Genomic DNA, 24,204 nt, shown 5'->3' on the forward strand with positions numbered 1-24,204 from the left:
TAAAAACAGACGATTGAATGATCAATCGCCTGTTTTTGCATACAAGGTTTCCCAAATTTGATCCAGTTCGTCACCAAGCAGCTTCTTCAAAAATGTTTTTCGATGCATCGGTGAAGGACCGTGCTGCAGGATCAATTCATTATGTAGCTTCGTCCCATAGCCTTTATGCTTCGCAAGTTGATATTGCGGATATTGCTCGTCCCATTCCTCTTTGCACAGACGATCACGAGTTACCTTCGCAAGAATCGATGCTGCTGCAATCGACTGACTGCTTGCATCTCCCTTGATAATCGCCTGCTGGCTAATAGGTAGATCAATCGTTTCAGCATCAACAAGCAAATGCTCGGGCTTTATATTCAGGCCCTCAACTGCTTTCCTCATTGCCAGCCGTGCTGCCTGCTTAATATTCAACCGATCGACCACCTGCGAGGGCACACAAGAGATGTGATACGTTATGGCACTTTCAACAATTTGATTGTAAAGCTGCTCTCTTTTCTTTTCGGTCAGCTTTTTCGAATCATTTATTCCTTCAAGTACAAATCCGCGAGGCAGTATGACTGCTGCTGCTACGACATCGCCAAACAAGCAGCCGCGACCCACCTCATCAATACCGGCTATAAATTCAATTTGCTGCGCCCACAGCTGCTTTTCATACGCAAGCAAGTCCATTGTATCCGTCATTGCTTAACCTCTCTTACCGGCATATCGTCATATGGCGCTTCCAAAGTAATTCTGCCGAGCTTGCCTGCACGAAGCTCGCGCAAAATAATGCCCGCTGTTTTTTCCAAATCAACTTCTCCGCCGCTAATCAAACATCCGCGCTTGCGTCCGATTTCTTCCATAATACGCACGATCTCCAGATTGTTTTCAAGATCTGTCGGAGGCTCGGTCAACCCAAATCGTTCTGCCAGCGTATCCCAATATCGCTCAACGAGAATTTTAACAGCGTAATACCCGATATCATCCATATTCAATATCTGCTCGCGGATCGCTCCGGTAATCGCTAAGCGATAGCCTACCATCTGATCCTCAAACTTAGGCCACAAAATCCCCGGTGTATCAAGAAGCTCCAAGTCTCCGCCCGTTTTAATCCATTGCTGACCTTTGGTTACACCTGGCTTATCGCCTGTTATCGCAACGTTTCTTCCAGCCAAGCGGTTAATTAGTGTTGATTTCCCTACATTCGGGATACCGACAATCAGACTTCTTGCTGGACGTGGTCGCATGCCTTTTGCGATTTGCCTGTCAATTTTTTCTTTAAGGATTTCCTTCGTCAACACCGATATCTGATTTATTCCGGTTCCTGTGTTGGAATCGACAATGGCACATGTATGGCCTTCATGCTCAAAATACTGCTTCCACTGCTCATTCATACGTGGATCAGCCAAATCAGATTTATTCAAAATAATTAGCCTTGGCTTACCCGATAGAATCTCGTCAATCATTGGATTGCGACTTGAGATCGGCACACGCGCATCTAACAGCTCAATTACGATATCAATCAGCTTCAGCTTTTCTTGAATTTGTCGTTTGGCACGGGTCATGTGACCAGGAAACCATTGGATTGCCATTTGTTCACCTCATCTAGTTGTAATGCTTAATTAATTTCACTTTATTTAAAGGCCACATTACCACATCTGCGCGACCAATAATTTCATCTTCAGATACATAACCAATTGCTCTACTATCCTTGCTGTCCCCGCGATTATCGCCCATTACGAAGTAATGATCTTCTGGCACGATATTTTCTTGATAGTAATCGTTAGGAAAGCTGAAATAGTCCCCTACACCATTGTAGGTTTCACCATTTGCGTGACTTTGCGCGATCGCTTCCGCCAAATATGGCTCTTGAATGACCTCGCCATTAATATACACATCATCGCCATGTACTTCTATTGTGTCACCGGGCACTCCAATAATACGTTTAATAAAGCGACGTCCTTCTTCAGGAACATCGAACACGACAACATCGCCATAACTTGGCTCACTGAACCTGTACACTAATAAATTTACAATGACTCTTTCCTTTGTATGAAAGTTTGGCTCCATGGAAGCCCCGTCTACAATAAACGGCGAGAATAGAAAAGTCCGAACGACAAAAACTAAAAGAACAGCGATAGAGATCGCCTTAATCCACTCGACAATTTCATGGTAAGCCTTTTTCTGCTTCGCTTCTTTTTCGTTTGGAATAGAGACAGGTTGATCAGGATTGTGATCTTGATTTTCACGTTCTGCTGCTTCAGTATGTTCATCGTGTTGTTGAGGCAATTTATCGTTAGGCTCCATTCCTTCATCCTCCTATGTCATATGTTTCAGAGTCTTGAAACACGAAAAGGAGCTTGATAGAACAAGCTCCTCCTGATGCTTCATTTTAGCGAATTTCCTTGATTCTTGCAGCTTTACCACGCAAGTTACGAAGGTAGTACAATTTAGCGCGGCGAACTTTACCACGACGTGCTACTTCGATTTTATCAAGCTTTGGTGAATGAAGAGGGAAAGTTCTTTCCACGCCAACACCGTAAGAGATTTTACGTACTGTAAAAGTTTCGCTAATTCCGCCACCGCGACGTTTGATAACAACGCCTTCGAATAGCTGAATACGTTCACGAGATCCCTCGATTACTTTTACATACACTTTCAACGTGTCACCAGGACGGAAACTAGGTACGTCTTGACGAAGTTGCTCTTGAGTAATTGCTTGTACGATATTCATTACATTCAACTCCTTTCACCATAGATGTTCTTATAAGCTCCTTAATCCCATGATTCTCTCATCACTTATAGCGGACCATCCGTTATACGAAAACAACATTATAAACTATAGCACAAAAGGCTACATAATACAATGCTAATTTAGTTTTTATCGCGACTTCTTTTCACTTGTTCCAGCCATTTTCGCTCTTGATCAGTCAATTCCGCTTCTTCAAGCAAATCAGGACGACGCTCCAATGTACGCAAAAGCGATTGCTGTCGTCTCCACTTTTCAATATTAGCATGATGTCCTGATAATAGCTCATCAGGAACTTTCATATCGCGAAATACGGCTGGACGCGTATAGTGCGGATACTCTAGCAGACCTGTGCTATAAGAATCCGTTACGGCACTCGTTTCATTACCTAGCACTCCAGGCAGCAGACGTACAACACTATCAATGACCGTCATTGCAGGCAGCTCTCCGCCTGTGAGCACATAGTCGCCGACAGAGATTTCGTCTGTTACAAGATGCTGACGAATACGCTCATCATACCCCTCATAATGACCACATATAAAAATCATATGCTTGTATTGGCTGAGCTCCTCGGCCTTGCGCTGTGAAAAGCGTTCTCCCTGTGGACACATTAAGATAACACGCGGCGGTTCATCCGCTTGAGCCTGCAGGTCCTCAACAGCTGCAAATACAGGCTCTGGCTTAAGCACCATGCCGCCACCGCCGCCATATGGATAATCATCTACAGTGAGATGCTTATTGTTGGAATACGTTCTAAAATTAATCGCTGATAGCTCGACGATGCCTTTTTCTTGTGCTTTCCCCAAAATGCTGCTATTGAATACACCTGTAAACATCTCAGGGAACAGGGTCAACACATCAATTTTCATATTAAATCAACCCTTCAAGCAGATGCACCGTGATCCGTTTTGCAGCGACATCAACGTTCAATACAACCGGATCAATAACAGGCAGCAAAATCGGCTTCCCTGAACCATTGTCTGGTTCGACAACCCACACATCATTCGCACCAGGTGTGAGGATTTCCTTCACTGTTCCGAGTCGCTCATCCTCATCGGTATAAACTTCACAACCAATAATTTGATGATAAAAATATTCGCCTTCATCTAGCGTTCCTTGCTCCTCAGCAGAAACGCGAAGAACCCAGCCTTTATACTTCTCTACTTCATTTATGTTGGAATAGCCTTTAAGCTTAATAATATACAAACCTTTTTGTTCGCGAGCCTGCTCGATCTCAACAGGCATAGACTGTCCTGTTTCATCATGAAACATCATAAGTCTCTTTCCTTTGGCAAAGCGCTCTTCAGGAAAATCCGTTTTAGACAGCACCTTGAGATCTCCACGAATGCCGTGCGTGTTGACGATTACTCCTACATTAAACCAGTTCGTATCCATTGTATCATCCCTTACCTGCGTACTTATTACTCTTATCATACCAAAAAAGGGGTAGGATTTTCATCCTAACCCCCCTCGACCAGCGCATTTTATGATTGAATATCAACGATGACACGCTTATTCGATTTTGTAGCAGCCGAGTTCACCACTGTACGCATTGCTTTCGCAATACGCCCTTGCTTACCGATAATTTTACCGACATCAGATGGATGAACCGAAAGCTCATAAATCGTACTGCGCTCATCATCTTTCACCTGAACGCGCACGTCTTCCGGATGATCCACTAAAGCTTTCGCAATGACAAGAATTAACTCCTTCATGACTAAGCCCTCCGCTTCTCAACAGTAATAAGCTTGAGGCTTATTACTTCTGTTGTTTAAGCTCATGGAATTTTTTCAATACACCCGCTTTAGAAAGTAGGTCGCGAACAGTGTCAGATGCTTGAGCACCTGTTTGTAGCCATTTCAACGCTTTTTCTTCGTTGATGGATACTTGAGCTGGTTGCGCAACTGGATTATAAGTACCGATTTCCTCGATAAAACGTCCATCACGTGGAGAACGAGAATCAGATACAACTACGCGGTAGAATGGAGCCTTGTGAGCACCCATACGCTTCAAACGAATACGTACTGCCATGGAAAATTCACCTCCTTCAACAAAATACAAACTATCACATCGTAGTGAAAACTCTAGCTTTCACTACGGAGCTATACATTCAAATCAAAACTTCAATAGAAGTTTTATCTTTCAGTGCTGCAATCAGCTCGAACTTCTAATCGAAGTTTTATGATTGGACTTTCAGCACCAAGAAGATTGCGTGAAGCTAGGAAACGAGGAGCAGAGCGTACGTTTTTGTACGCGAGCACTGCAGCAAGCGATGAATGCGATATTCGACGCCGACTACGCTACAGCGCATAACATCGTGATCAAAGTTCGAACTTCTAATCGAAGTTTTATGTTCGAGCTTTCAGCACCAAGAAGATCGCATGAAGCTAGTGACGCGAAGCGCGCAGCGTACGCTTTTAGTACGTGAGCACTACAGCTAACGATGAATGCGATCTTCGACGTCGACTAAGCTACAGCGCATAACATCGTGATCAAAGTTCGGTCATAAAACATCCTCTAAAATGGGAACTTCATGTTTTTGCCCATGAGCCCTTTCAAACCCTTCTTCCCCTTCATGCCCTTCATCCCTTTCGGTCCGTTCGGGCCCATCATGGAGCTGAACTGCTTCATCATTTTGCGCATATCGTCAAACTGCTTAATCAAGCGATTGACCTCTACAACGCTTACGCCACTTCCCGCTGCAACACGCTTGCGGCGGCTATGATTGAGCAAATCAGGGTTTTGCTTTTCTTCCTTAGTCATCGATTTGACGATCGCTTCAACGCGTCCAAGCTGCTTCTCATCGACCTTCAAATCTTTCATGTTGCCTTTCATTTTACCCATGCCAGGCAGCATATCCATAATTTGATCCAGTGGACCCAGCTTGCGAACCTGTTCCATCTGCTCAAGGAAATCTTCAAACGTAAATTCCGCATTGCGCATTTTGCGTTCCATTTCGGCCGCTTTTTCAGCATCAATGCCTGCTTGCGCCTTTTCAATCAGCGACAGCATATCACCCATACCAAGAATACGGGATGCCATGCGTTCTGGATGGAAAGGCTCAAGCGAGTCGATTTTCTCACCCATCGCCGCAAATTTGATCGGCTGACTTGTAACGGCTTTAACCGATAACGCAGCACCACCGCGTGTGTCGCCATCGAGCTTCGTCAGGACAACACCTGTTAGCGCTAATTGCTCGTGGAAGCTTTGCGCGACATTAACAGCATCTTGACCTGTCATCGCATCGACAACAAGCAATACCTCATCAGGGCTTACAATTTCATGAATTTGCTTAAGCTCATCCATCAACGCTTCGTCAATATGCAAACGACCCGCTGTATCGAAAATAACATAGTCATTTCCGTTATCCTTCGCGTGCTGCAAGCCTTGACGCGCAATTTCAACAGGCGAAACCTGATCACCCAGCGCAAATACAGGTGCTTTAATTTGCTCGCCCAGTACTTGAAGCTGCTTAATCGCTGCCGGACGATAAATATCGCAGGCTACAAGCAGCGGCTTGTGATTGCTCTTTTGCAGCAATCGAGCTAATTTACCAGTTGAGGTCGTTTTACCCGCACCTTGCAAACCGACCATCATAATGACGGTAGGCGGCTTGTTCGCCTTCGCCAGCTTAGCTTGTGTTCCGCCCATCAGCTCTGTTAATTCTTTATTAACAATATCAATAATAACCATGCCTGGCGTAAAGCTTTTTGATACTTCCAAGCCAATCGCTTGTTCTTTAACTTTGGCTATAAAGTCCTTCACGACCTTAAAGTTAACGTCCGCTTCAAGTAAAGCGAGTCGAACTTCACGCATCGCATCATTGACATCATTTTCAGTTACTTTCCCTTTTCCCTTCAGCTTGCTGAATACGCTCTGCAATCTGCTGGACAAGCTTTCAAATGCTGCCATCCTTTATCGCCTCCATTTCTGCCGTAATCTCAATTGTTCGAAGTTGTTCAATAATTTGCTGCAGCTCTTCCCGCTGCTCTGACTGCAAGCTAAGCGAATCCAGCTGATGCTCAAGCTGTGTCGTCAGCTGCTTCGTCCGCTCATATCTTGTTAAGAGACGAAGCTTGCGCTCATAAGACTCCAGGGCCTGCTGAGCTCGTTTTATATTATCATACACCGCTTGCCGACTAATGCCAAATTCAGCAGCAATTTCGCCTAGCGAAAAGTCGTCGCGGTAATAAAAGTTAAGTATTGTGCGCTGCTTTTCAGTAAGCAGCTCCTCGTAAAAATCAAGCAACATATTCATACGAGTCGTTTTCGTTAGGGCATCTGGTTCCATCTGATCCATTTTAATCCCTCCCGTATGATACTGTCAAGGAGTTAACCTTTACACGCCCTCGACCTCAACTATCATATCGCAACGCCTAATCTGTGTCAAGTATTTTCCCTTGTCAGCTATTAACTTTGATTATGCTATTTTCGTTTTCATAAATTGCATTAATTTTTATACCATGCTACGCTCCATCTGCACGATAAAATTGTAAATGAAAGGAAAGAAAAATGATGAGTGATCATGTACAGCAGCTTCCTAATTACCGTATTGCATATTTACGAAAAACTGGCCCTTATGGCCTAAGCAATTATGAGGTAATGACAGCATTAAAAGCATGGGCAAAGCGCAATAACTTGTTAACAGCTTCTACGGTCCTTCTTGGCATTTCGCTAGACAATCCGCAATATGTCTCACCAAAGGAATGCCGATATGACGCATCTATTGTTATCGACGAGCATTTTACAATGAACACGGAGGACACTATTGAAGAAAGAATGCTTTTGGGCGGTACTTATTTCGTCCATTGTGTGAAGCATACCCCTGAGCATATTCAGCAAGCTTGGAACAATATGATGTCAATGATCGATCATGAGGGGCTTGTTATTGACCACAAGCCAATCATCGAACGATATATCGGCATAATGAACGATGAAAGCTACTGCGAAATTTGCGTCCCAATTATTCAATAAGCGCTTCCATTTCCTGAACGATCCGTTACGCAGCCAGCATGCAACACGTTTGTACAAGTAAGCAATTGTTACTCGGAAAAATAAAAGCATCTGTCTCTCATTTGAACTGAGCCTCTATCGCTCCACAAGTTTGTGACAACGATAATGCAGGTACAGTTCAAGCAAGGAACAGATGCTTTTTTCATAGCATTAGCTTCTAACAGTATGGTTTACAGCTTACTAGTTTTGTTGAGCAGCCTCTTCTTCCTCTTCCTCAGCCTTTTGAATTAACCCTGCGAACAACGCATGAACAAATTGCTCGGAATCGAATTCTTGAAGATCGCCCATTTTTTCACCAAGTCCGACAAGCTTAACAGGAAGATTCAACTCATTGCGGATCGCAATGACGATACCGCCCTTCGCTGTGCCATCCAGCTTGGTCAGCACAAGCCCAGTAACACCGCTTTTTTCGCCAAACAGCTTCGCTTGGCTCAACGCATTTTGACCAGTTGTCGCATCAAGCACTAGAAGCACTTCATGCGGAGCATTTGGCATTTCACGTTGAATGACACGGAAGATTTTGTTTAGCTCTTCCATAAGATTCGTTTTGTTTTGCAGGCGTCCAGCCGTATCGCAGATTAACACATCGGCTTGACGCTGCTTGGCAGCATGCACGGCATCGAATATAACGGCTGCAGGGTCAGAGCCAGGCGACTGCTTAATGACGTCAACACCTACACGTTCGCCCCATACCTCAAGCTGCTCGATTGCGCCAGCGCGGAATGTATCGCCTGCCGCCAAAAGCACCTGCTTGCCTTCGCTTTTTAATTTATGAGCCAGCTTGCCGATGGTCGTTGTTTTCCCTACACCGTTAACGCCAACGAACAAATACACTGTTATTTCGCCTTCAGGCGCTGTTGCCAGCTTAGGATTGTCCTCGCCTTTCAGCATGCCTACAAGCTTCTCAGACAGAACGGGCTGCAATTCGGACGCATCTTCAATTTTGCGTTTTTTCACTTCATCACGAAGCTCATCGATCAGCTGCATAACGGTAGTGACCCCTACATCTGCCCCGATCAGAATTTCTTCGAGCTCCTCGTAAAATTCCTCATCAATTTTTTTGCGACGCGTGATCAGCTCTTCAACCTTCTCAACAAGCGCTGTTCTCGTTTTGGACAAGCCTTCCTTGAAGACGTTGGTTACTGCTTCTGTTTTAGCTGCAATGCTTTCTTTTAACTTTTTGAAAAAACTCATGTACGCTCCGGCACCCCCAGTAAGTATTTCGTCTATTTATCACTACGCTGTTTCCATGTCATTGAAAGGATGATCTTCTTCAAGACGAACGGATACCAGCTTCGAAACGCCGCCTTCTTCCATCGTTACCCCGTACAGCACATCAGCCTCCTCCATCGTTCCTTTACGATGCGTAACAACGATGAACTGTGTAAGCTCGGAAAACTCTCGCAAGTACTGCGCAAAACGTGTAACATTCGCCTCATCCAGCGCCGCTTCAACCTCGTCAAGCACACAAAACGGCACAGGCTTAACCTGTAGAATCGCAAACAACAGCGCAATCGCAGTCAATGCTCGCTCTCCCCCAGATAGCAGCTGCAGATTTTGCAGCTTTTTGCCTGGCGGCTGCGCAACGATATCGATACCCGTCTCAAGAATGTTGGAAGGCTCTACTAAAATCAGGTCGGCACGACCGCCGCCGAACAGCTTTCCAAACACGACGATAAAATGCTTGCGAATTTCTTCAAATGTTGTTTTGAAGCGCTTCGACATTTCATCGTCCATTTCCTTGATGACTTCATACAATGTCGTTTTTGCTTCCATCAGGTCATTTTTCTGCTCGGATAGGAAATCATATCGTTCCTTCACGCGCTCATACTCTTCTATCGCACCAAGATTGATTTCACCTAACGAGCTGATTTTACGCTTCAGTTCTCTAACATCCAGCTGCACCGCGTTGATTTCCTCTGGCGGTGGGTATTGCTCCTTTGCCAGCTCGTAGCTAAACCCGTATTCCTCAGACAGCTTTTTGATCGTATGATCCAGCTCTACGTCCTGACGGTTCAATACGATCTCCGTCTGACGCATTTGCTCTTCTATCGAACGAAGCGCATTGCGCTGCTCTTTCGTTTCATTTTCGCCCTGCTCAAGACCGCTAAGCTTTTGAACACGCTGCAAACGGATCGAATCCGTGCGATCACTGCACTGCTGCTTGTTTTCTTTCAGCTGAGCCAAGCGAACGACCTGCTCTTCTGCTTCCAGGGCAAGACTTGCCGCCTGCTCCTGCAAATTCGACAGCTGCTGCTGCTGTGTTTTCAACTCCTGCTTGGCACGGCTAATTTCATCACGCAAACGAGCCGATTGATCCTCATAGTTGCTATATTCCTGATCAAGCTTTGCTACATTAATTTTCAGGTCGGTCAGTTGAACCTGCAGCTCTTCCTTTTGCGTTTCATTAACCTTGCGCGCCTGTTCAGCCTGCTTAATCGTTTCTTGCAGCTCCGCTTCTTTCGTCGACAGCTCTGCAAGCTGACGCTCAGCGTCCGCGATGCGCTGCGCAGCTTCCTGCTGCTCCTTAGCTTGAGCCTGCTTGTCTGTACTCGACAAGGCCTGCTGTTCGCTTAAGAACTTCATTTCCTGCTGCAGCTGCTGCAAATCACCTTTTAGCCCTTGTTCATCCAGACGCTTTTGCTCCAGACGCTCACGAGCCTGTTCTGCATTTTGTGAACGGATAGACATTTCCTTACGCAGGTCTACCAGCTTTAAGCGCTCCTGCTCAATTTGCTGCTTCGCAGAAGCGATCATTTCATCCAGCTGCTCGATTTGACGATGACGTCCGAGCAGACTAGCTCCTCTTTTCTGCGAGCTGCCCCCGGTCATAGAACCGCCCGCATTGACTACGTCACCCTCAAGTGTTACAACGCGGTAACGATATTGACAGCGAGCGGCAATGCGGTTGGCCTGCTCCAAATTTTCAGCAAGCAATACATTGCCCAGCAAGTTAAATACGATTTCCCTGTAGCAGTCCTCGTACTGCACAAGCTCAGCTGCTACACCGACAAATCCATCCAGCTCGGAGACGATTCGCTTGTCCATTTCGCTAAGTCTGCGCCCGCGTATAACGTCGAGCGGCAAAAAGGTCGCTCGTCCAAGCTGACGCTGCTTCAAGTAGCTAATCGCGGCACGCGCGCTTTTCTCATCCTCCATGACGATATGCTGCAAAGCACCGCCAAGCGCCGTTTCAACAGCTGTTTCGATTCGCTCAGGAACGACGATCAGCTCTGCAACTGCACCGTGTACCCCTGTAATCGCTGATTGCGAGCGGCGCGATGCTTTGAGAATTTCCTTAACCCCATGCATAAAGCCATCCATCGCGTCCTGCATTTCCTTCATCGTATCGCGGCGCGACATGTCACTGTCGAGCTTTTGCTCATAACGGCGAAGCTGAGTCATCGTTTGCTCGATCGTTCCGTTGAGCTTGCGAGCCTCATCAGCTTCCTCCAGCATTTTCGTACGAATTTTCTCATGCTCATTGATAAGCGCTGCTAATTTCTGCTCTAGCTCAAACTTTTTAGCATCCAGCGCACGCTGCTGCTGATTCCACTTTGCTTCGTCCTCGCCAATGCGCTCCATTTTTCGTTCAAGCGCTTCTTGCTGCTGCTGCGCATAACGGATCTCGTTGCGAAGCTGTGCCATCGTACTAAGTACATGAAGAAGTTCACCCTTCAAGCGTTCTTCCGCATCCTGAGCACTTCCCGTAGTTACGCCCTGCATCCGCTGCTCTTCTGCCTGCAGCGTAATACGCAAGCCTTTTAAGCGATCCTCCAGCTCCGCGGCCTTGCTGCGAACTGCAACCTCTTCCTTCGAAAGATTCATAATTCGTTGATCGCTCACCGCAATCGCTTGCTCTACACTGGTACGCGTTTCTTCGTTATGACGGATTCTTTCTTTAATGACCTCGCTGTAGCCTTCGCACTTCTCAACTTCCTCGCTAATTTGCAGCATAGACTGATGCAGCTCATCCAGCTCTTTTTCAATCTCTCTAAGCTGCAGTCGATCACTTTCCAAAAGCGCATCGTGCTTGCTTACAACCGCCGAGAGCTTAAGCTGCTCCTGATTGAGCGACTCCAGCTTCGCTGTTGATTCTGACCATGCGTTGTGCAGCGTTTCAATTTGGTGCACGTAAAGCGAGATTTCCTTGGACTTCAGCTGCTCCTTAAGCTCCTTGAAGTGCAAGGCAACCTCAGACTGCTTGCGCAGAGGCTCAACCTGATCCTCAAGCTCCATCACCAAATCATGAATCCGCAGCAAATTTTGTTCTGTATCATCAAGCTTTCGCTTTGCTTCTTTTTTTCTTGATTTATATTTTACGATTCCTGACGCTTCTTCGAAAATACCTCGGCGATCCTCAGAGCGCGTACTTAATATTTCTTCGATTCGTCCTTGTCCTATAATCGAGTACGCTTCCTTGCCGATCCCTGTATCCATAAACAGCTCTGTAATATCCTTCAAGCGACAAGCCTGTTTATTGATCATATATTCGCTGTCACCGCTGCGGTGTACGCGTCTTGTGACGGTAACTTCATTATATTCTAGCGGCAACGCACCATCAGAGTTGTCCAGCGTAAGTGAAACCTCACCGTAGTTAACCGCTCTGCGCGCATCGCTTCCGGCAAATATAATATCTTCCATTTTACCGCCACGCAGACTTTTTGCACTTTGCTCACCAAGAACCCAACGGATACCGTCTGAAATATTACTTTTTCCAGATCCGTTAGGTCCAACCACTGCTGTTATTCCATTTACGAATTCAAGCTCTGTCTTATCTGCGAACGACTTAAACCCTGCTAATTCAATTCTTTTCAAAAACATAGATTGGCTGTCACCTCACAGAACATTGTACCACAGAAAGTACAAGCCCGATATCCTTTACTGCCACCGCATACATACAAAAAGCATCCCTTTGGACGTTAGTCCACCGAAATGCTTTGTGTATGTTCACGGCCGCTTTTCTTACACATTTTTCAATTCTTGTCCAGCAAGCTTACCCCATGCTTCTGCTGCTGCTCTCTGTTCAGCTTCCTTCTTGGAACGGCCTACTCCAACTCCGTAGCAGGTCTGATCGAGATAAACCTCAATGACAAACTCTCGATCGTGAGCCGGACCGCGCTCTTCCAAAATACGATACTCAATACTGCCAAGCCCGATATGCTGCGCACGCTCCTGCAGCTTTGATTTGGCGTCCTTCATGAGCAAGCCGTAGTTGTTGGAATCGATATACGGGAACATATGCTGCTCTAAAAATTGTCTTGTCTGCTCAATGCCTGTATCCAAATACAGCGCACCAACAAAGGATTCGAACAAATCCGCTAGAAGTGCCTGTCGATGACGCCCGCCAAGCTGTTCCTCTCCTCGCCCTAACAGCACATATTGTCCAAAATCCAGTCGTTCAGCAAAATGTGCCAGCGACGGTTCACATACAACCGAAGCACGCATGCGAGTCAGCTCGCCCTCAGGACGCTTCGGATAGGTTTTGTACAAATATTCAGAAACAAGCAGCTGCAGCACTGCATCACCGAGAAACTCCAATCGTTCATTATCTTGAACAGAGCCGCGCTTATGTTCATTTACATAGGAAGTGTGCGTAAACGCCTGACGTAGAAGCTTAACCCTTGTAAAATTGAGCTGCAGCTTCTGCTGCAGCTCATCAAATACATCATGCTTCATATTTTCTCATCATAATGGACGCGTTATGTCCACCAAAACCAAATGAGTTGGATAATGCGACCTTGACATCAGCCTTGCGTGCAACATTCGGCACATAATCCAGATCAAGCTCAGGATCTTGATTGTCAAGGTTAATCGTTGGAGCGATTACTCCATCTTTCAATGTAAGGGCAAGTATAACTGCTTCCACACCGCCGGCTGCACCTAAAAGGTGACCCGTCATTGATTTCGTAGAGCTTACGGCCAATTTGTAAGCATGTTCGCCAAACGTATTTTTAATGGCAGTTGATTCAGAAACGTCACCAACAGGTGTACTGGTTCCATGCGCGTTGACATAATCAACCTCTGAAGGGTCAATGCCAGCATCCTTCAATGCGCTTGCCATACAACGCGCTGCTCCCGCAGGGTCTGGCTCGGTCATATGATGAGCATCGCCGCTCATGCCATAGCCAATCACTTCTGCGTAAATTTTCGCACCGCGTGCGATTGCATGCTCAAGCTCCTCCAAAATAAGAACGCCTGAGCCTTCACCCATAACAAATCCGTCACGCTCGACATCGAACGGGCGGCTTGCTTTTTCCGGCTCATCATTGCGCGTAGACATCGCACGCATCGAGCAGAAGCCAGCTAGGCCTGTAGGGCGAATTGTTGCCTCAGCTCCACCAGCGATCATAACGTCAGCATCGCCGCGCTGAATAATTTTGAAGGAATCTCCAATGGAGTGAGTGCCTGTCGCACAAGCCGTTACTGCGGTAGTATTTGGACCTTTCGCGCCAGCAATCATCGAAACTTGACCAGATGCCATATTCGCGATCATCATCGGAATGAAGAATGGACTAACGCGCTTAGGACCTTTCTCAAGCAATAGTCGATGCTGATCCTCCCAAGTCCCAAGACCACCAATACCGGAACCAACCATAACACCAATACGCTCAGCAGGTACATCCTCACCAATTTTAATGCTGGAATCTTCAATCGCTTTCATGCTTGCTGCAACCGCAAACTGTACAAAGCGATCCATACGACGCGCTTCTTTTTTATCAATACCGTAATCGGCAAGATCAAAGTTTTTAACCTCTGCCGCTATACGGGTCGGATACTCGGAAACATCAAACGCTTCAATTAGCGAAACTCCTGATTTGCCTTCAAGCAAATTGCCCCAAAACTGCTCGAGCTCAGAGCCTAATGAAGTCAAGACGCCCATTCCTGTAACAACAACTCTGCGTTTCATATTTGTTCCCCCCTATTGATCAACAATATTTCATCTATATATGCAATAAGAATGTCAAGCCATTCTTATGAGGTTCTTTCAAATGTGACTTCAAGCCTTGTGCATAAAAATAAGGATTGAGTCCCGTTAAGATTAACGGGACTCGACCATCTTTAGGTATGAGATTGTATGTAATTTACAACTTCTCCTACCGTAGAGATCTTCTCTGCATCTTCATCAGAAATTTCAAGGTTGAACTCATCTTCAAGTTCCATGATAAGCTCAACTACATCTAGTGAGTCAGCGTTCAAATCTTCTTTGAAAGAAGCTTCTAGAGTAACTTTTTCTGCATCTACACCTAGGCGGTCAACAATAATGCTTGTTACGCGATCTAGTACATCGGACATCCGATTCACCTCCTCTACGTATTATACGAAAACGATTAAAAAATAGCTATCTTTCATCACAACTAAATATAAGTTTCATGATGAAGAGGGTAAAAGCTTACATATACATTCCGCCATCGACATGGATCGTTTGCCCCGTCATATAGGACGCTGCATCAGAGGCAAGGAAGCGTACCGCATTGGCGATATCAGATGCCTCTCCAAGCTTGGCAAGTGGAATTTGACCAGATAATGATTCCTTGAGCTCCTCAGGAAGCTTGTCCGTCATATCGGTTTGAATGAAGCCTGGCGCAACACAATTGACCGTAATATTTCTTGCAGCCAGCTCACGCGCGCTCGCTTTAGTCAAGCCGATCACACCTGCCTTGGCAGCAACATAGTTGGCTTGACCTGGATTGCCAAGCACCCCAACAACAGAGGAAATATTAATGATTTTGCCTGAACGCTGCTTCATCATTGGACGTGTAACAGCCTTGATACCGTTAAATACGCCTTTCAAATTCGTTTCAATGACTTGATCAAATTCTTCTTCCTTCATTCTCATGATCAGATTGTCACGCGTAATTCCTGCATTATTAACGAGAATATCAATCGAACCTAGCTGCTCGACGACTTGCTTCACCATCTCTTCGAATTCAGCTGCTTGACCTACATTTGCCTTGATGATGATTGCTTGACGTCCCAGTGCACGAATTGCTTCTGCCGTCTCAGCTGCAGCCTGTTCGCTTCCTGAATAGTTCACCGCGACATCTGCGCCTGCTTCTGCCAAAGCAATTGCAATCGCGCGTCCAATGCCTCTTGAAGCTCCGGTCACGAGCGCCTTCTTACCTTCTAAGCTTGCAAACATGTGTCCATCCTCCTTCATATTACTAGTTTAGACCCAGCTCTATTCCACTAGGCTTGAGCAGGCTGAACATAACCCTGAAGTGCATCCAGACTGTTGATCGTTACAATCGTTACATTACGATCTATTTTTTTTATTAGTCCTGTTAACACAGAGCCTGATCCAATTTCGATAAAGGTATCGACACCAAGCTCGATCAATGCCTTGACGCTATCTTCCCATAGCACTGGTGCACAAACCTGCTGCTCTAGCAGCGTTGCAATATCTTGCGCTGCTGTTACTGGAGCTGCAGTCACATTGGCAATAACCGGAATAGCTGCGTCCTGCATCGAAGCTTGCTTGAGCTGTTCGCCTAACGCGATTGCCGCTTTTTCCATCAAGGACGAGTGGAACGGTCCACTAACCTCAAGCGGAATGACACGCTTTGCACCAATTTCCTTGCCGCGGGCTACAACTTCATTGACGCCCTCAGCAGACCCGGATACGACGATCTGCCCTGGACAGTTGACGTTTGCCAGCTCTACTACCTTGCCATCCGCTGTTATCTGATCACACAGCTGCTTTAATGCATCCCGTTCAGCGCCAAGCACGGCTGCCATTGCACCTTGCCCGTTTGGAACGGCTTGCTCCATGAATTGACCTCTCGCACGAACCGTACGAACCGCATCCTCGAAGCTCAGCACCTTCGCTGCTACAAGTGCGCTATACTCACCCAAGCTATGACCAGCCACATAGTCCGCCTTCACCCCGGCTCTTTCAAGCATGGCAAGAAAAGCGACACTTGCCGTTAACAATGCAGGCTGTGTATTCGCTGTCTGCTTCAGCTCTGCATCAGGCCCGTTAAACATAATATCTGTTAGTGAAAAACCAAGTGTCTCATTCGCCTGCTCAAAAATAGCACGCGCTTCTGCATCATGCTCGTATAAATCTTTGCCCATGCCGACCGCCTGAGCGCCTTGCCCTGGAAATACAAAAGCAATTTTCCCCACTTCAATGGCCTCCCAATCTAGTATTTGATCATCATACGAGGACTTAGCTTACCATTTCAAAACGGTAGAGCCCCAAGTCAATCCGCCACCGAAGCCGACCAAACAGAGCGTGTCGCCTGCTTTAATGCGGTTTTGCTCTACCGCTTCAGCTAAAGCAACCGGAATCGACGCCGCTGACATATTTCCGTATTGATCGATATTAATAAGCGCCTTGTCCTCAGTCAGCTCCAAACGATTCAAGGCTGACTGGATAATCCGAATGTTGGCTTGATGCGGCACCAACAGATCAATATCCGCCTTGCTTAGACCAGCCTTCTCAACCGCCTCTTCAGCGGCGCTTCCCATAATGCGGACTGCGAATTTGAATACTTCGTTGCCCGCCATGTATATGCTATGTTCCTTATTGTTAACCGTATCGGCAGAAGCTGGCTTGCGAGAGCCGCCGCCTGTCACTTTAAGCAATTCTCCACCTGAACCATCCGCACCAAGAACAAATGACTGGAAGCCTCTACCTTCTTCAACCTCGCCAAGCACAACCGCGCCTGCACCATCGCCGAACAGAATGCACGTATTGCGATCTGTATAATCGGTAATGCGAGACAACGTTTCTGCGCCGATCACAAGCACTTTGCGATATAGTCCGCTTTGGATAAATCCGTTAGCCGTTGCCAGACTGTATATGAAGCCTGAGCATGCCGCCGATACATCAAACGCAGGACATGTTGCACCAAGCTTGTCCTGAACTAGGCATGCCGTTGATGGAAAGAACATATCTGGAGTAATCGTCGCAACGATAATCAGATCGATATCACCCGCAGTTAAACCGGCATTGTCCAGCGCCTGCTGCGCAGCTTTGAAGGCTAGATCAGAGGTTGCCTCATCACTTGCCGCTATTCGTCTTTCCTTAATGCCCGTACGTGTAACGATCCACTCATCGTTTGTTTCGACCATTTGCTCGAGCTGTTGATTCGTTAACACTCGCTCTGGCACATATTTACCTGTTCCGAGAATACCTACTGGTCTAGCATTCATTACCCTAATCACTCCTTGTTAATCTCTGCAGTTATCGACTCAATTAACGATCCTTTTATCGCCGTTTTCGCTTGCTTGACAGCAGCTTGTACAGCTCTTGAATCAGAGGAGCCGTGAATTTTCATGACACAGCCATTAATGCCCAGCAGCAATGCGCCCCCAAATTCGTTCGGATCCAATGTTTTTTTAAGTCCCTTCAGCTTTGGCAGCATAATCGCAGCAGCGAGCTTCGTAAGTAAGCTTTGCGTGAAAGACTTCTTCAGCTCCTTGAAAATAAGCGATGCCGCGCCCTCATAGGACTTCAGCATAATATTTCCCGAGAAGCCGTCGCACACAAGCACGTCGCACGGACGCTCCAGCATGTTTTTCGACTCCACGTTGCCGACAAAGTTGAGCTTGCTTTGCTTCAGCAACTCGTAAGCCGCTTTCGTTGCTTCATTGCCCTTCATGTCCTCTGTACCGATATTGAGCAATCCAATGCGCGGTGCCTTCATCCCCTGGACACGCTCACGATAAATGCTGCCCATAACCGCATACTGATAGAGCTGCTCGGGCGTAGCATCCATATTCGCGCCCAAATCAAGCGCCAGCATGCCTACGCCATCCAGTGATGGCAATAGCGGAGCAAGCGCAGGGCGTTCGATGCCGGGAATACGACCAACGACAAGCAGCCCCGTGGCCATTAACGCTCCTGTGTTGCCGGCTGACAGCATGGCGTCAGCTTCCTTTTCCTTCACAAGTCTACCCGCTACAACCATAGAGGAGTCTTTCTTGCGGCGAACCGCTCGAACTGGTTCATCCTCAGATTCAACAATCTCGGATGCGTGTATAATGCGCAAATTGCTTGGCTGCGTCTCTGTAAGCTGAGCTTTAATTTGACTTTCGTCTCCGACAAGCAAAATCTCAACATCTTGATTATCTTTAGCAGCAGCTACCGCTCCTGCAACAATTTCCTTTGGTGCGTAATCCCCACCCATTGCATCTATTGCAATTTTCACGTTCTTTCTCCTCCTTGGGTGATACTCGCATCAGAACGATAAATGACAAAATGTCCTTGAAAGACAAGCTCGTCTCCTACATACGTATTCAGCTCGACTTTCGATTTATTCCTCTCTTCATCGTTCTTGCGGACATTAGCCTTTGCTATACATTTTTCCCCAAGTTTTACGGGTCTTAAAAATCGAATATCACTGCTTGCTGTCAATGCAATCGGGCAATCGATAACAGCTACCGCCAATGAATTGGCTTGAGCGAACAAGTGATGCCCTCGCGCAATTCCTGTTCTGGCGAATACGTGCTCCTCGCGAATTTCAAACAATGAGATTCCACTGCGATCGAGCTGAAGATCAACGATTTCACCGATGACCTCATCCAGCTGTAAGGAACGAACGGAGTCATATGAGCGCTCCGCCATTTCCTTCATGCGCTCCCGCAGCTCGGGAATGCCTAGCTCCATCCGATCAAGCCGTATTGTTTGAATGCTGACCTTTAAAGCTCTTGTCAGTTCTCGATCGGTGACAAATGGGTTTTCTTTAATGTATTGTATCAGCAGCTGATGCCGCTCGCGTTTATTTAACTTCGCCATGACGGCACCACTCTCCTGTTTAAGATTGACTATGTATTGTATTCGTTTAGTATCAAAGTTTAATACCTGGTACTAATTTAGTATAGAGGATTATAGCCGCTATAGCAATCTATTTGTTCATGTTTACTAAAAATAAAATAGCATCTTATCCGAAGATAAGATGCTATAAACGAGATTATTGAGAAATAATCTCTTTCGTTTTGTAATATCCACAAACTTTGCAAACGTGGTGACCTAGTTTAAGCTCTCCACATTGCTCGCATTTCACCATACCTGGTACTGCAAGCTTGAAATGCGTACGACGTTTGTCGCGGCGAGTCTTGGATGTTCTACGTTGAGGTACTGCCATATTTCCCACCTCCTTCACAAATTCAAGGAATACTTATTCCTTAAAAAAATCTTTCAGCGCTTCTAATCGCGGATCGATTCTTTCATTACTACATTGACATGAGTTATCGTTGCGATTGCTGCCGCACTGCGGACATAAGCCTTGGCAATCTGACTTGCACAGTGGAGCAAAAGGCATAAATAATTGCACATACTCCTCCACAAAAGGCTTGAGGTCCAGGCGATCATTAGCAATCTCGATCACATCATTTTCTTCATCGTCCTCTGACAGCTCTACCGCAGAAGCTGATGAAGCGGGCTTAAATTGCTCAGCGAATGGAATGCTTGAGTGCGTATGTGTCGGCTCAAGGCAACGAGAGCAGGCTAGTTCCATATCTATTTCAAGATTTCCCTCTACTACAACAATATCACCTTGCGGGTCCACCGTTAAGCTGATATGTACAGGGCCCGTCGAAACTACATCTTGACGATGAGAAAAAAGCTCTGATACATCTAGTTGTTCATTCACGATCACTGGTTGATTTTTCGCTAATAAATCTTGCAAACGAAATTGCATAGTATCACCCCAAACAGACAAAGTTTATTATATCCATCATGTTCCCATTTTGTCAAGAATATTGCTTCGTTTTATTAGAGCGCCTTCACGACATTTCTTTGTCCCCGTTATCAGCAATATGCTATAGTGATAGCAGAAAAATGACTTGGAGGAATGTATGATGAAGGCGGTAGGCTTGGTTGTTGAATACAATCCCTTTCATAATGGACATTTATTTCATTTACAGCAATCCAAATACGTTTCAGGCTGTGATGCTGTCGTTGCAGTCATGAGTGGCCATTTTTTGCAACGCGGCGAGCCTGCTCTTATCGACAAATGGACACGCGCCGAAATGGCGTTAGCAGGCGGATGTGATCTTGTCATTGAGCTGCCTGTTGCCTATGCTACCTCTTCCGCAGAATGGTTTGCTCATGGTGCTGTTGCTTTATTGGAAGCGACTGGTGTCATTGATGCAATATGCTTTGGTACTGAAAGTGGTCAGCTTGCCCCGCTTGCCTCTGCTGCAAAGCTGGCAGCTTCTAATTCCACTTCACTGAAGCAACTGCTGCAGGAACAGCTGAACCTTGGAGCAAGCTACCCCAGAGCATACAGTAATGCGCTTACGCAATTGTTAACGCAAGCAACTGACTGGCAGCAAAATGCTATAGCGCTTGACCAGCCCAATCATACATTAGGCCTGCATTATATGGTAGCACTAGAACGTCTAAACAGCTCGATCAAGCCCTATACGATTGCACGTGAACAGGCTCAGTATCATGATCCTATGCCCAATCATCACGCCATTGCAAGCGCCACGGCCATTCGCAAAATGCTTCTGGAAGCGCAAAATCAAAACCTGGAATCCATCTCTGCCTATGTCCCTCGTACAACGCTTGACCTATTAGAGCGTACACTAATTAAAGAAGCAAGGCAGCCAATGCACTGGGAGCGGTTTACGGCTCAGCTATTTTACCAGCTTTCTGTTATGCCTCCTGCAGCTTTATCCGCTTATCGCGAAATGGAGGAAGGACTTGAGCATCGATTCACCCAATACGCGAAACAGGTATCCCGCTACTCGGTTGAGGAACTGCTAAGCGCGGTCAAAACGAAGCGTTATACGCGCACTAAGCTGCAACGTGCCCTGCTTGCCGTACTTCTTCAACATCATAAGCAACAATTCACACGCGAGCAGCTGACACAAGGCATCCAGTATATTCGAGTGCTCGGCTTCACTGAAAAAGGTCAGCAGCTACTTAAAGACATGAAGAAAAAAGCCAAGCTGCCTGTCATCCATTCGCCTGCTCAATTATTAGGCAGCTCGGATTACTTGCAGCTGGATGTTGCAGCAACAAGCTGCTATATGCAGCTGTTCGAAGCAAAGAATCCTAAGCTCCAGCTTGCTGATTACCACAAGCCGCCTATACGCCTGTAAAGCCAGTAAGCCTGTTCACATGTGAGTATGCCCATTTGCTGCTGAAACTATTGGAGAGAAGCGACAACCTGAAGCGCTTCCTCCAAGCTTGATACAGCGTAAACCTCCATAGCTGTATTAATTCTCTTCAACGCTTGCCGTGCTTCCTTTTCATTACCCTGCGGCACGATAAAGGCGTGTGCACCCTGCTCGCTCGTCGTATACACCTTCTGCACAATACCTCCAATTCGCCCAACATTGCCGTTCGAATCAATTGTTCCCGTAGCAGCTATTTTTTTGCCAAACGTCAAGTCGCCTTCCGTCAGCTTGTCTACGATCGTCATAGCTAAAACCAGCCCTGCCGAGGGACCGCCTATATTATCTGTCGTAATCTGTACCTCAAACCTCGGATCCTCAGGCTTAACCATACGCAATTCGATAAAGTTGTCCACACCTAGCGTGCGAGATATTAGCTGTTCATCCGTTATCTCCCCCGCTCGCTCTGGAATGTTGAAGGATTGTTCCAGCAGCTGCTCATTGCGCTCTATTACCACTTGGATCTGCTGCCTATTTACATGCTGTCTGATCAACTCCGCAAGCTGAGCAATGCTGCTTATATTGGTCGACTCTCCCTCATCATTAATAATTGCTTTCAGATGATCTCCAGCCTTAAGCCTCTCTGCTCCTAATCGCTGAGCAGGCTGCTGCACATACAGCTCCTTCGGCTCGACCGTATACGGAATGTGCAAATACCGATATGCTGCTTCCAGCGCATTATCATGAGAGCCTCTCATCATCGTGGTAACTGCAGATGAAAACTCATTTAGAGAGGACTTACCAAGCACATCCACCTTCAACCGCACTTCTTCCTTCGGAGAGAACAACGAACCGATTGTACCCCATATATTAGGTGTCGCCATCAGTACTGCAGTCAGCAGCAGCTCCCCGCCATGAGCACCATTCGGCTCCTGAAGCTTAAAATCGTCTTCATACTCGATATTGGCTTTTACATAGCTTTGCGTCGACACGGCTATACCTGGCTTCATCACAACAAAGGGAGAGGGAGCATACAGCAATATTGCCATCATGATGGCAGTAACGATAACGGTTATGAGTACAGTCCGCACATGAATATAAGTAGGTTTCATCTTCCCTTTTCACTCCCAGCTTGTTCTATTTCATTAGATTTTCGCGTAACAATAATGGACTGAGTTGTCCATCTTCATGTTCAAAAAGGAGAGATTGTTTTGCAAAAAACTGTTTTTATCGCACTTATGATGCTTTTCCTTGTGCTGTCTGTTGTACTCTCCCCAGACATTGCACTCCAAGCCTCTTTATCTGGTATTTCGATTTGGTGGAATCTTGTGTTTCCGGGACTTTTGCCTTTTTTCATCCTTTATGAGATTATGCTCGCCTTCGGTCTGTTTCATGGCATAAATGCGCTTCTTGGTCCAATAGTCAGACGCCTTCTTCGTCTGCCGCAAGCTGCTGGCATCCCGATTCTTATGAGCTTGAGCAGCGGCTTTCCAACTGGTGTTGAACCGACGATGAAGCTATTAAAGGACGGACAACTTACGACGAAGCAAGCTCAGCGCCTGTTATCGTATATTCATTTGCCTAATCCGATATTTATTATCGTGATTGTTGGAGCGGGTTTATTTCAGCTTTCACTTTATGGCTACATCATACTGGCTAGTGTGTGGCTAGCTGCGCTTTTGCTTATGGTGCTTCATGCGCAACTCGTCAGTCGAAAGGATTCTTTAGCCGCCAAAAAGGATTCACAGCATATCGAGCCTTACTTCGCCAATGCAATGCAGCTTGGACGAGAGCTTGATGGCCGCAGCTTTGGTCGCGTGCTTGGCGACAGTGTTTATGACAGCGTACAAAAACTGTTTATCATTGGCGGATTTATTATTTTCGCCTCGGTTATCGCTGCTTTTGCACATCCTGTTTTTGATGTGATTGCGCCTCAGCTTCCCTTTCTTGAACAAGCTCTGCTTGAACAGCATATCGGCAGCTTCGCCATAGCAGACTGGACGATGAAACAATCGAATATCGCCCTTGTATTAGCACTGATAGCAGCTTGTCTCAGCTTCACTGGCATTAGCGGCTTGCTGCAGGTATCCTACTATACCTATAAGCAAAAAGAGATCAAGCTTTTACCTTTTATCAGCTATCGACTTATGCATGCTGCTGCGAGCTTTGCACTGTTGCTTCTGCTATGGAAGCCTTTTACGAACGTCTGGACTGCAACTATGGGCTCATCGGATAGAACGGTATTTGAACAACCTCCAGCTCAAGGCACTGCACTTCAGTGGAGCAGCCTATGGCCCTCAAGCTTAATGCTTTGTATGGCTCTCGCAGCTCTGGTCATGATCCTTCAGTTGATCTGGCAGTACTCACGTCATCGCAAAGCATAATAG

The 24,204-nt window shown here is 46.4% G+C and carries 27 protein-coding genes; 4 read left to right on the forward strand and 23 right to left on the reverse strand.

Annotated elements, in window-relative coordinates; genetic code table 11:
- Positions 1–21 precede the first annotated feature (21 nt).
- The 8 genes from ACFP56_RS01015 to rpsP all read right to left on the reverse strand — a co-directional run bounded on the left by ACFP56_RS01015 (position 22) and on the right by rpsP (position 4,759).
- Complete coding sequence (locus ACFP56_RS01015; protein WP_379230159.1) at positions 22–681, reverse strand: ribonuclease HII; 660 nt, start codon at positions 679–681, stop codon at positions 22–24.
- On the reverse strand, positions 678–1,571 hold the full coding sequence (ylqF, locus tag ACFP56_RS01020) for a ribosome biogenesis GTPase YlqF (protein WP_379230161.1): 894 nt from the start codon (positions 1,569–1,571) through the stop codon (positions 678–680). Before ylqF ends, ACFP56_RS01015 begins: the two co-directional genes overlap by 4 nt.
- Positions 1,572–1,584: 13 nt before the next feature.
- On the reverse strand, positions 1,585–2,286 hold the full coding sequence (gene lepB / locus ACFP56_RS01025; protein ID WP_379230163.1) for a signal peptidase I: 702 nt from the start codon (positions 2,284–2,286) through the stop codon (positions 1,585–1,587).
- A gap of 85 nt (positions 2,287–2,371) precedes the next feature.
- On the reverse strand, positions 2,372–2,713 hold the full coding sequence (gene rplS / locus ACFP56_RS01030; protein ID WP_379230165.1) for a 50S ribosomal protein L19: 342 nt from the start codon (positions 2,711–2,713) through the stop codon (positions 2,372–2,374).
- Between the two features lie 140 nt (positions 2,714–2,853).
- The gene (gene trmD, locus ACFP56_RS01035; RefSeq protein ID WP_379230168.1) at positions 2,854–3,597 is read right to left on the reverse strand and encodes a tRNA (guanosine(37)-N1)-methyltransferase TrmD; all 744 of its coding nucleotides are present in this window, start codon (positions 3,595–3,597) and stop codon (positions 2,854–2,856) included.
- Position 3,598: 1 nt separating this feature from the next.
- Complete coding sequence (rimM, locus tag ACFP56_RS01040; RefSeq protein ID WP_379230170.1) at positions 3,599–4,123, reverse strand: ribosome maturation factor RimM; 525 nt, start codon at positions 4,121–4,123, stop codon at positions 3,599–3,601.
- 89 nt (positions 4,124–4,212) lie between these two features.
- The gene (locus tag ACFP56_RS01045; protein ID WP_379230173.1) at positions 4,213–4,443 is read right to left on the reverse strand and encodes a KH domain-containing protein; all 231 of its coding nucleotides are present in this window, start codon (positions 4,441–4,443) and stop codon (positions 4,213–4,215) included.
- A gap of 43 nt (positions 4,444–4,486) precedes the next feature.
- Positions 4,487–4,759: a 30S ribosomal protein S16 gene (rpsP, locus tag ACFP56_RS01050; RefSeq protein WP_262674681.1), complete on the reverse strand. Its 273-nt coding sequence runs from the start codon at positions 4,757–4,759 to the stop codon at positions 4,487–4,489.
- A gap of 181 nt (positions 4,760–4,940) precedes the next feature.
- Between rpsP and ACFP56_RS01055 the strand changes: the two genes are divergently transcribed.
- Positions 4,941–5,156: a hypothetical protein gene (locus tag ACFP56_RS01055; RefSeq protein WP_379230176.1), complete on the forward strand. Its 216-nt coding sequence runs from the start codon at positions 4,941–4,943 to the stop codon at positions 5,154–5,156.
- Between the two features lie 89 nt (positions 5,157–5,245).
- Here the strand turns inward: ACFP56_RS01055 and ffh are convergent, their stop codons facing one another.
- A complete protein-coding gene (gene ffh, locus ACFP56_RS01060) occupies positions 5,246–6,640 on the reverse strand; it encodes a signal recognition particle protein (protein WP_379230178.1) in 1,395 nt (464 codons plus the stop codon).
- On the reverse strand, positions 6,627–7,028 hold the full coding sequence (locus ACFP56_RS01065) for a putative DNA-binding protein (protein WP_379230181.1): 402 nt from the start codon (positions 7,026–7,028) through the stop codon (positions 6,627–6,629). Before ACFP56_RS01065 ends, ffh begins: the two co-directional genes overlap by 14 nt.
- A 215-nt stretch (positions 7,029–7,243) precedes the next feature.
- On the opposite strand from ACFP56_RS01065, the gene ACFP56_RS01070 reads away from it, so the two are divergent.
- Positions 7,244–7,702 (forward strand): AraC family transcriptional regulator, encoded by a 459-nt coding sequence (locus ACFP56_RS01070; protein ID WP_379230183.1) that lies wholly within the window; start codon positions 7,244–7,246, stop codon positions 7,700–7,702.
- A gap of 219 nt (positions 7,703–7,921) precedes the next feature.
- Here the strand turns inward: ACFP56_RS01070 and ftsY are convergent, their stop codons facing one another.
- The 12 genes from ftsY to ACFP56_RS01130 all read right to left on the reverse strand — a co-directional run bounded on the left by ftsY (position 7,922) and on the right by ACFP56_RS01130 (position 20,391).
- Positions 7,922–8,935, reverse strand: a complete 1,014-nt coding sequence (gene ftsY, locus ACFP56_RS01075; protein WP_379230186.1) for a signal recognition particle-docking protein FtsY — start codon at positions 8,933–8,935, stop codon at positions 7,922–7,924.
- A 42-nt stretch (positions 8,936–8,977) separates the two neighbouring features.
- A complete protein-coding gene (smc, locus tag ACFP56_RS01080; RefSeq protein ID WP_379230188.1) occupies positions 8,978–12,565 on the reverse strand; it encodes a chromosome segregation protein SMC in 3,588 nt (1,195 codons plus the stop codon).
- A 141-nt stretch (positions 12,566–12,706) separates the two neighbouring features.
- A complete protein-coding gene (gene rnc, locus ACFP56_RS01085) occupies positions 12,707–13,420 on the reverse strand; it encodes a ribonuclease III (protein WP_379230191.1) in 714 nt (237 codons plus the stop codon).
- The gene (gene fabF / locus ACFP56_RS01090) at positions 13,410–14,651 is read right to left on the reverse strand and encodes a beta-ketoacyl-ACP synthase II (protein WP_379230194.1); all 1,242 of its coding nucleotides are present in this window, start codon (positions 14,649–14,651) and stop codon (positions 13,410–13,412) included. The genes rnc and fabF overlap by 11 nt, the downstream gene beginning before the upstream one ends.
- 152 nt (positions 14,652–14,803) lie before the next feature.
- Positions 14,804–15,037 carry an acyl carrier protein gene (acpP, locus tag ACFP56_RS01095; protein ID WP_379230196.1) on the reverse strand — a complete coding sequence of 78 codons (234 nt, stop codon included), beginning with the start codon at positions 15,035–15,037 and terminating at the stop codon, positions 14,804–14,806.
- 97 nt (positions 15,038–15,134) lie between these two features.
- Positions 15,135–15,884 (reverse strand): 3-oxoacyl-[acyl-carrier-protein] reductase, encoded by a 750-nt coding sequence (gene fabG / locus ACFP56_RS01100; protein ID WP_379230199.1) that lies wholly within the window; start codon positions 15,882–15,884, stop codon positions 15,135–15,137.
- Between the two features lie 47 nt (positions 15,885–15,931).
- Positions 15,932–16,870 carry an ACP S-malonyltransferase gene (gene fabD / locus ACFP56_RS01105; RefSeq protein WP_379230201.1) on the reverse strand — a complete coding sequence of 313 codons (939 nt, stop codon included), beginning with the start codon at positions 16,868–16,870 and terminating at the stop codon, positions 15,932–15,934.
- Positions 16,871–16,918: 48 nt separating this feature from the next.
- On the reverse strand, positions 16,919–17,902 hold the full coding sequence (locus tag ACFP56_RS01110; protein ID WP_379230203.1) for a beta-ketoacyl-ACP synthase III: 984 nt from the start codon (positions 17,900–17,902) through the stop codon (positions 16,919–16,921).
- A gap of 8 nt (positions 17,903–17,910) precedes the next feature.
- On the reverse strand, positions 17,911–18,900 hold the full coding sequence (gene plsX / locus ACFP56_RS01115; protein WP_379230205.1) for a phosphate acyltransferase PlsX: 990 nt from the start codon (positions 18,898–18,900) through the stop codon (positions 17,911–17,913).
- Positions 18,897–19,487, reverse strand: a complete 591-nt coding sequence (fapR, locus tag ACFP56_RS01120) for a transcription factor FapR (RefSeq protein WP_379230208.1) — start codon at positions 19,485–19,487, stop codon at positions 18,897–18,899. Before fapR ends, plsX begins: the two co-directional genes overlap by 4 nt.
- A 175-nt stretch (positions 19,488–19,662) precedes the next feature.
- Positions 19,663–19,836 (reverse strand): 50S ribosomal protein L32, encoded by a 174-nt coding sequence (gene rpmF, locus ACFP56_RS01125; protein ID WP_015845071.1) that lies wholly within the window; start codon positions 19,834–19,836, stop codon positions 19,663–19,665.
- Between the two features lie 33 nt (positions 19,837–19,869).
- Positions 19,870–20,391 (reverse strand): YceD family protein, encoded by a 522-nt coding sequence (locus tag ACFP56_RS01130; RefSeq protein WP_379230211.1) that lies wholly within the window; start codon positions 20,389–20,391, stop codon positions 19,870–19,872.
- Positions 20,392–20,548: 157 nt separating this feature from the next.
- Here ACFP56_RS01130 and ACFP56_RS01135 point away from each other — a divergent pair, with 157 nt between their 5' ends.
- Entirely contained in the window at positions 20,549–21,802 is a 1,254-nt protein-coding gene (locus ACFP56_RS01135; protein ID WP_379230213.1) for a nucleotidyltransferase, read from the forward strand.
- A gap of 47 nt (positions 21,803–21,849) precedes the next feature.
- Here the strand turns inward: ACFP56_RS01135 and ACFP56_RS01140 are convergent, their stop codons facing one another.
- Positions 21,850–22,929 carry a S16 family serine protease gene (locus ACFP56_RS01140; protein WP_379230216.1) on the reverse strand — a complete coding sequence of 360 codons (1,080 nt, stop codon included), beginning with the start codon at positions 22,927–22,929 and terminating at the stop codon, positions 21,850–21,852.
- 99 nt (positions 22,930–23,028) lie between these two features.
- Here ACFP56_RS01140 and ACFP56_RS01145 point away from each other — a divergent pair, with 99 nt between their 5' ends.
- Positions 23,029–24,201 (forward strand): hypothetical protein, encoded by a 1,173-nt coding sequence (locus ACFP56_RS01145; protein ID WP_379230218.1) that lies wholly within the window; start codon positions 23,029–23,031, stop codon positions 24,199–24,201.
- Positions 24,202–24,204 lie beyond the last annotated feature (3 nt).

Origin of the sequence: Paenibacillus septentrionalis (genome assembly GCF_042659865.1) — a bacterium.
GTDB classification, from domain to species: Bacteria; Bacillota; Bacilli; order Paenibacillales; family Paenibacillaceae; genus Pristimantibacillus; species Pristimantibacillus septentrionalis.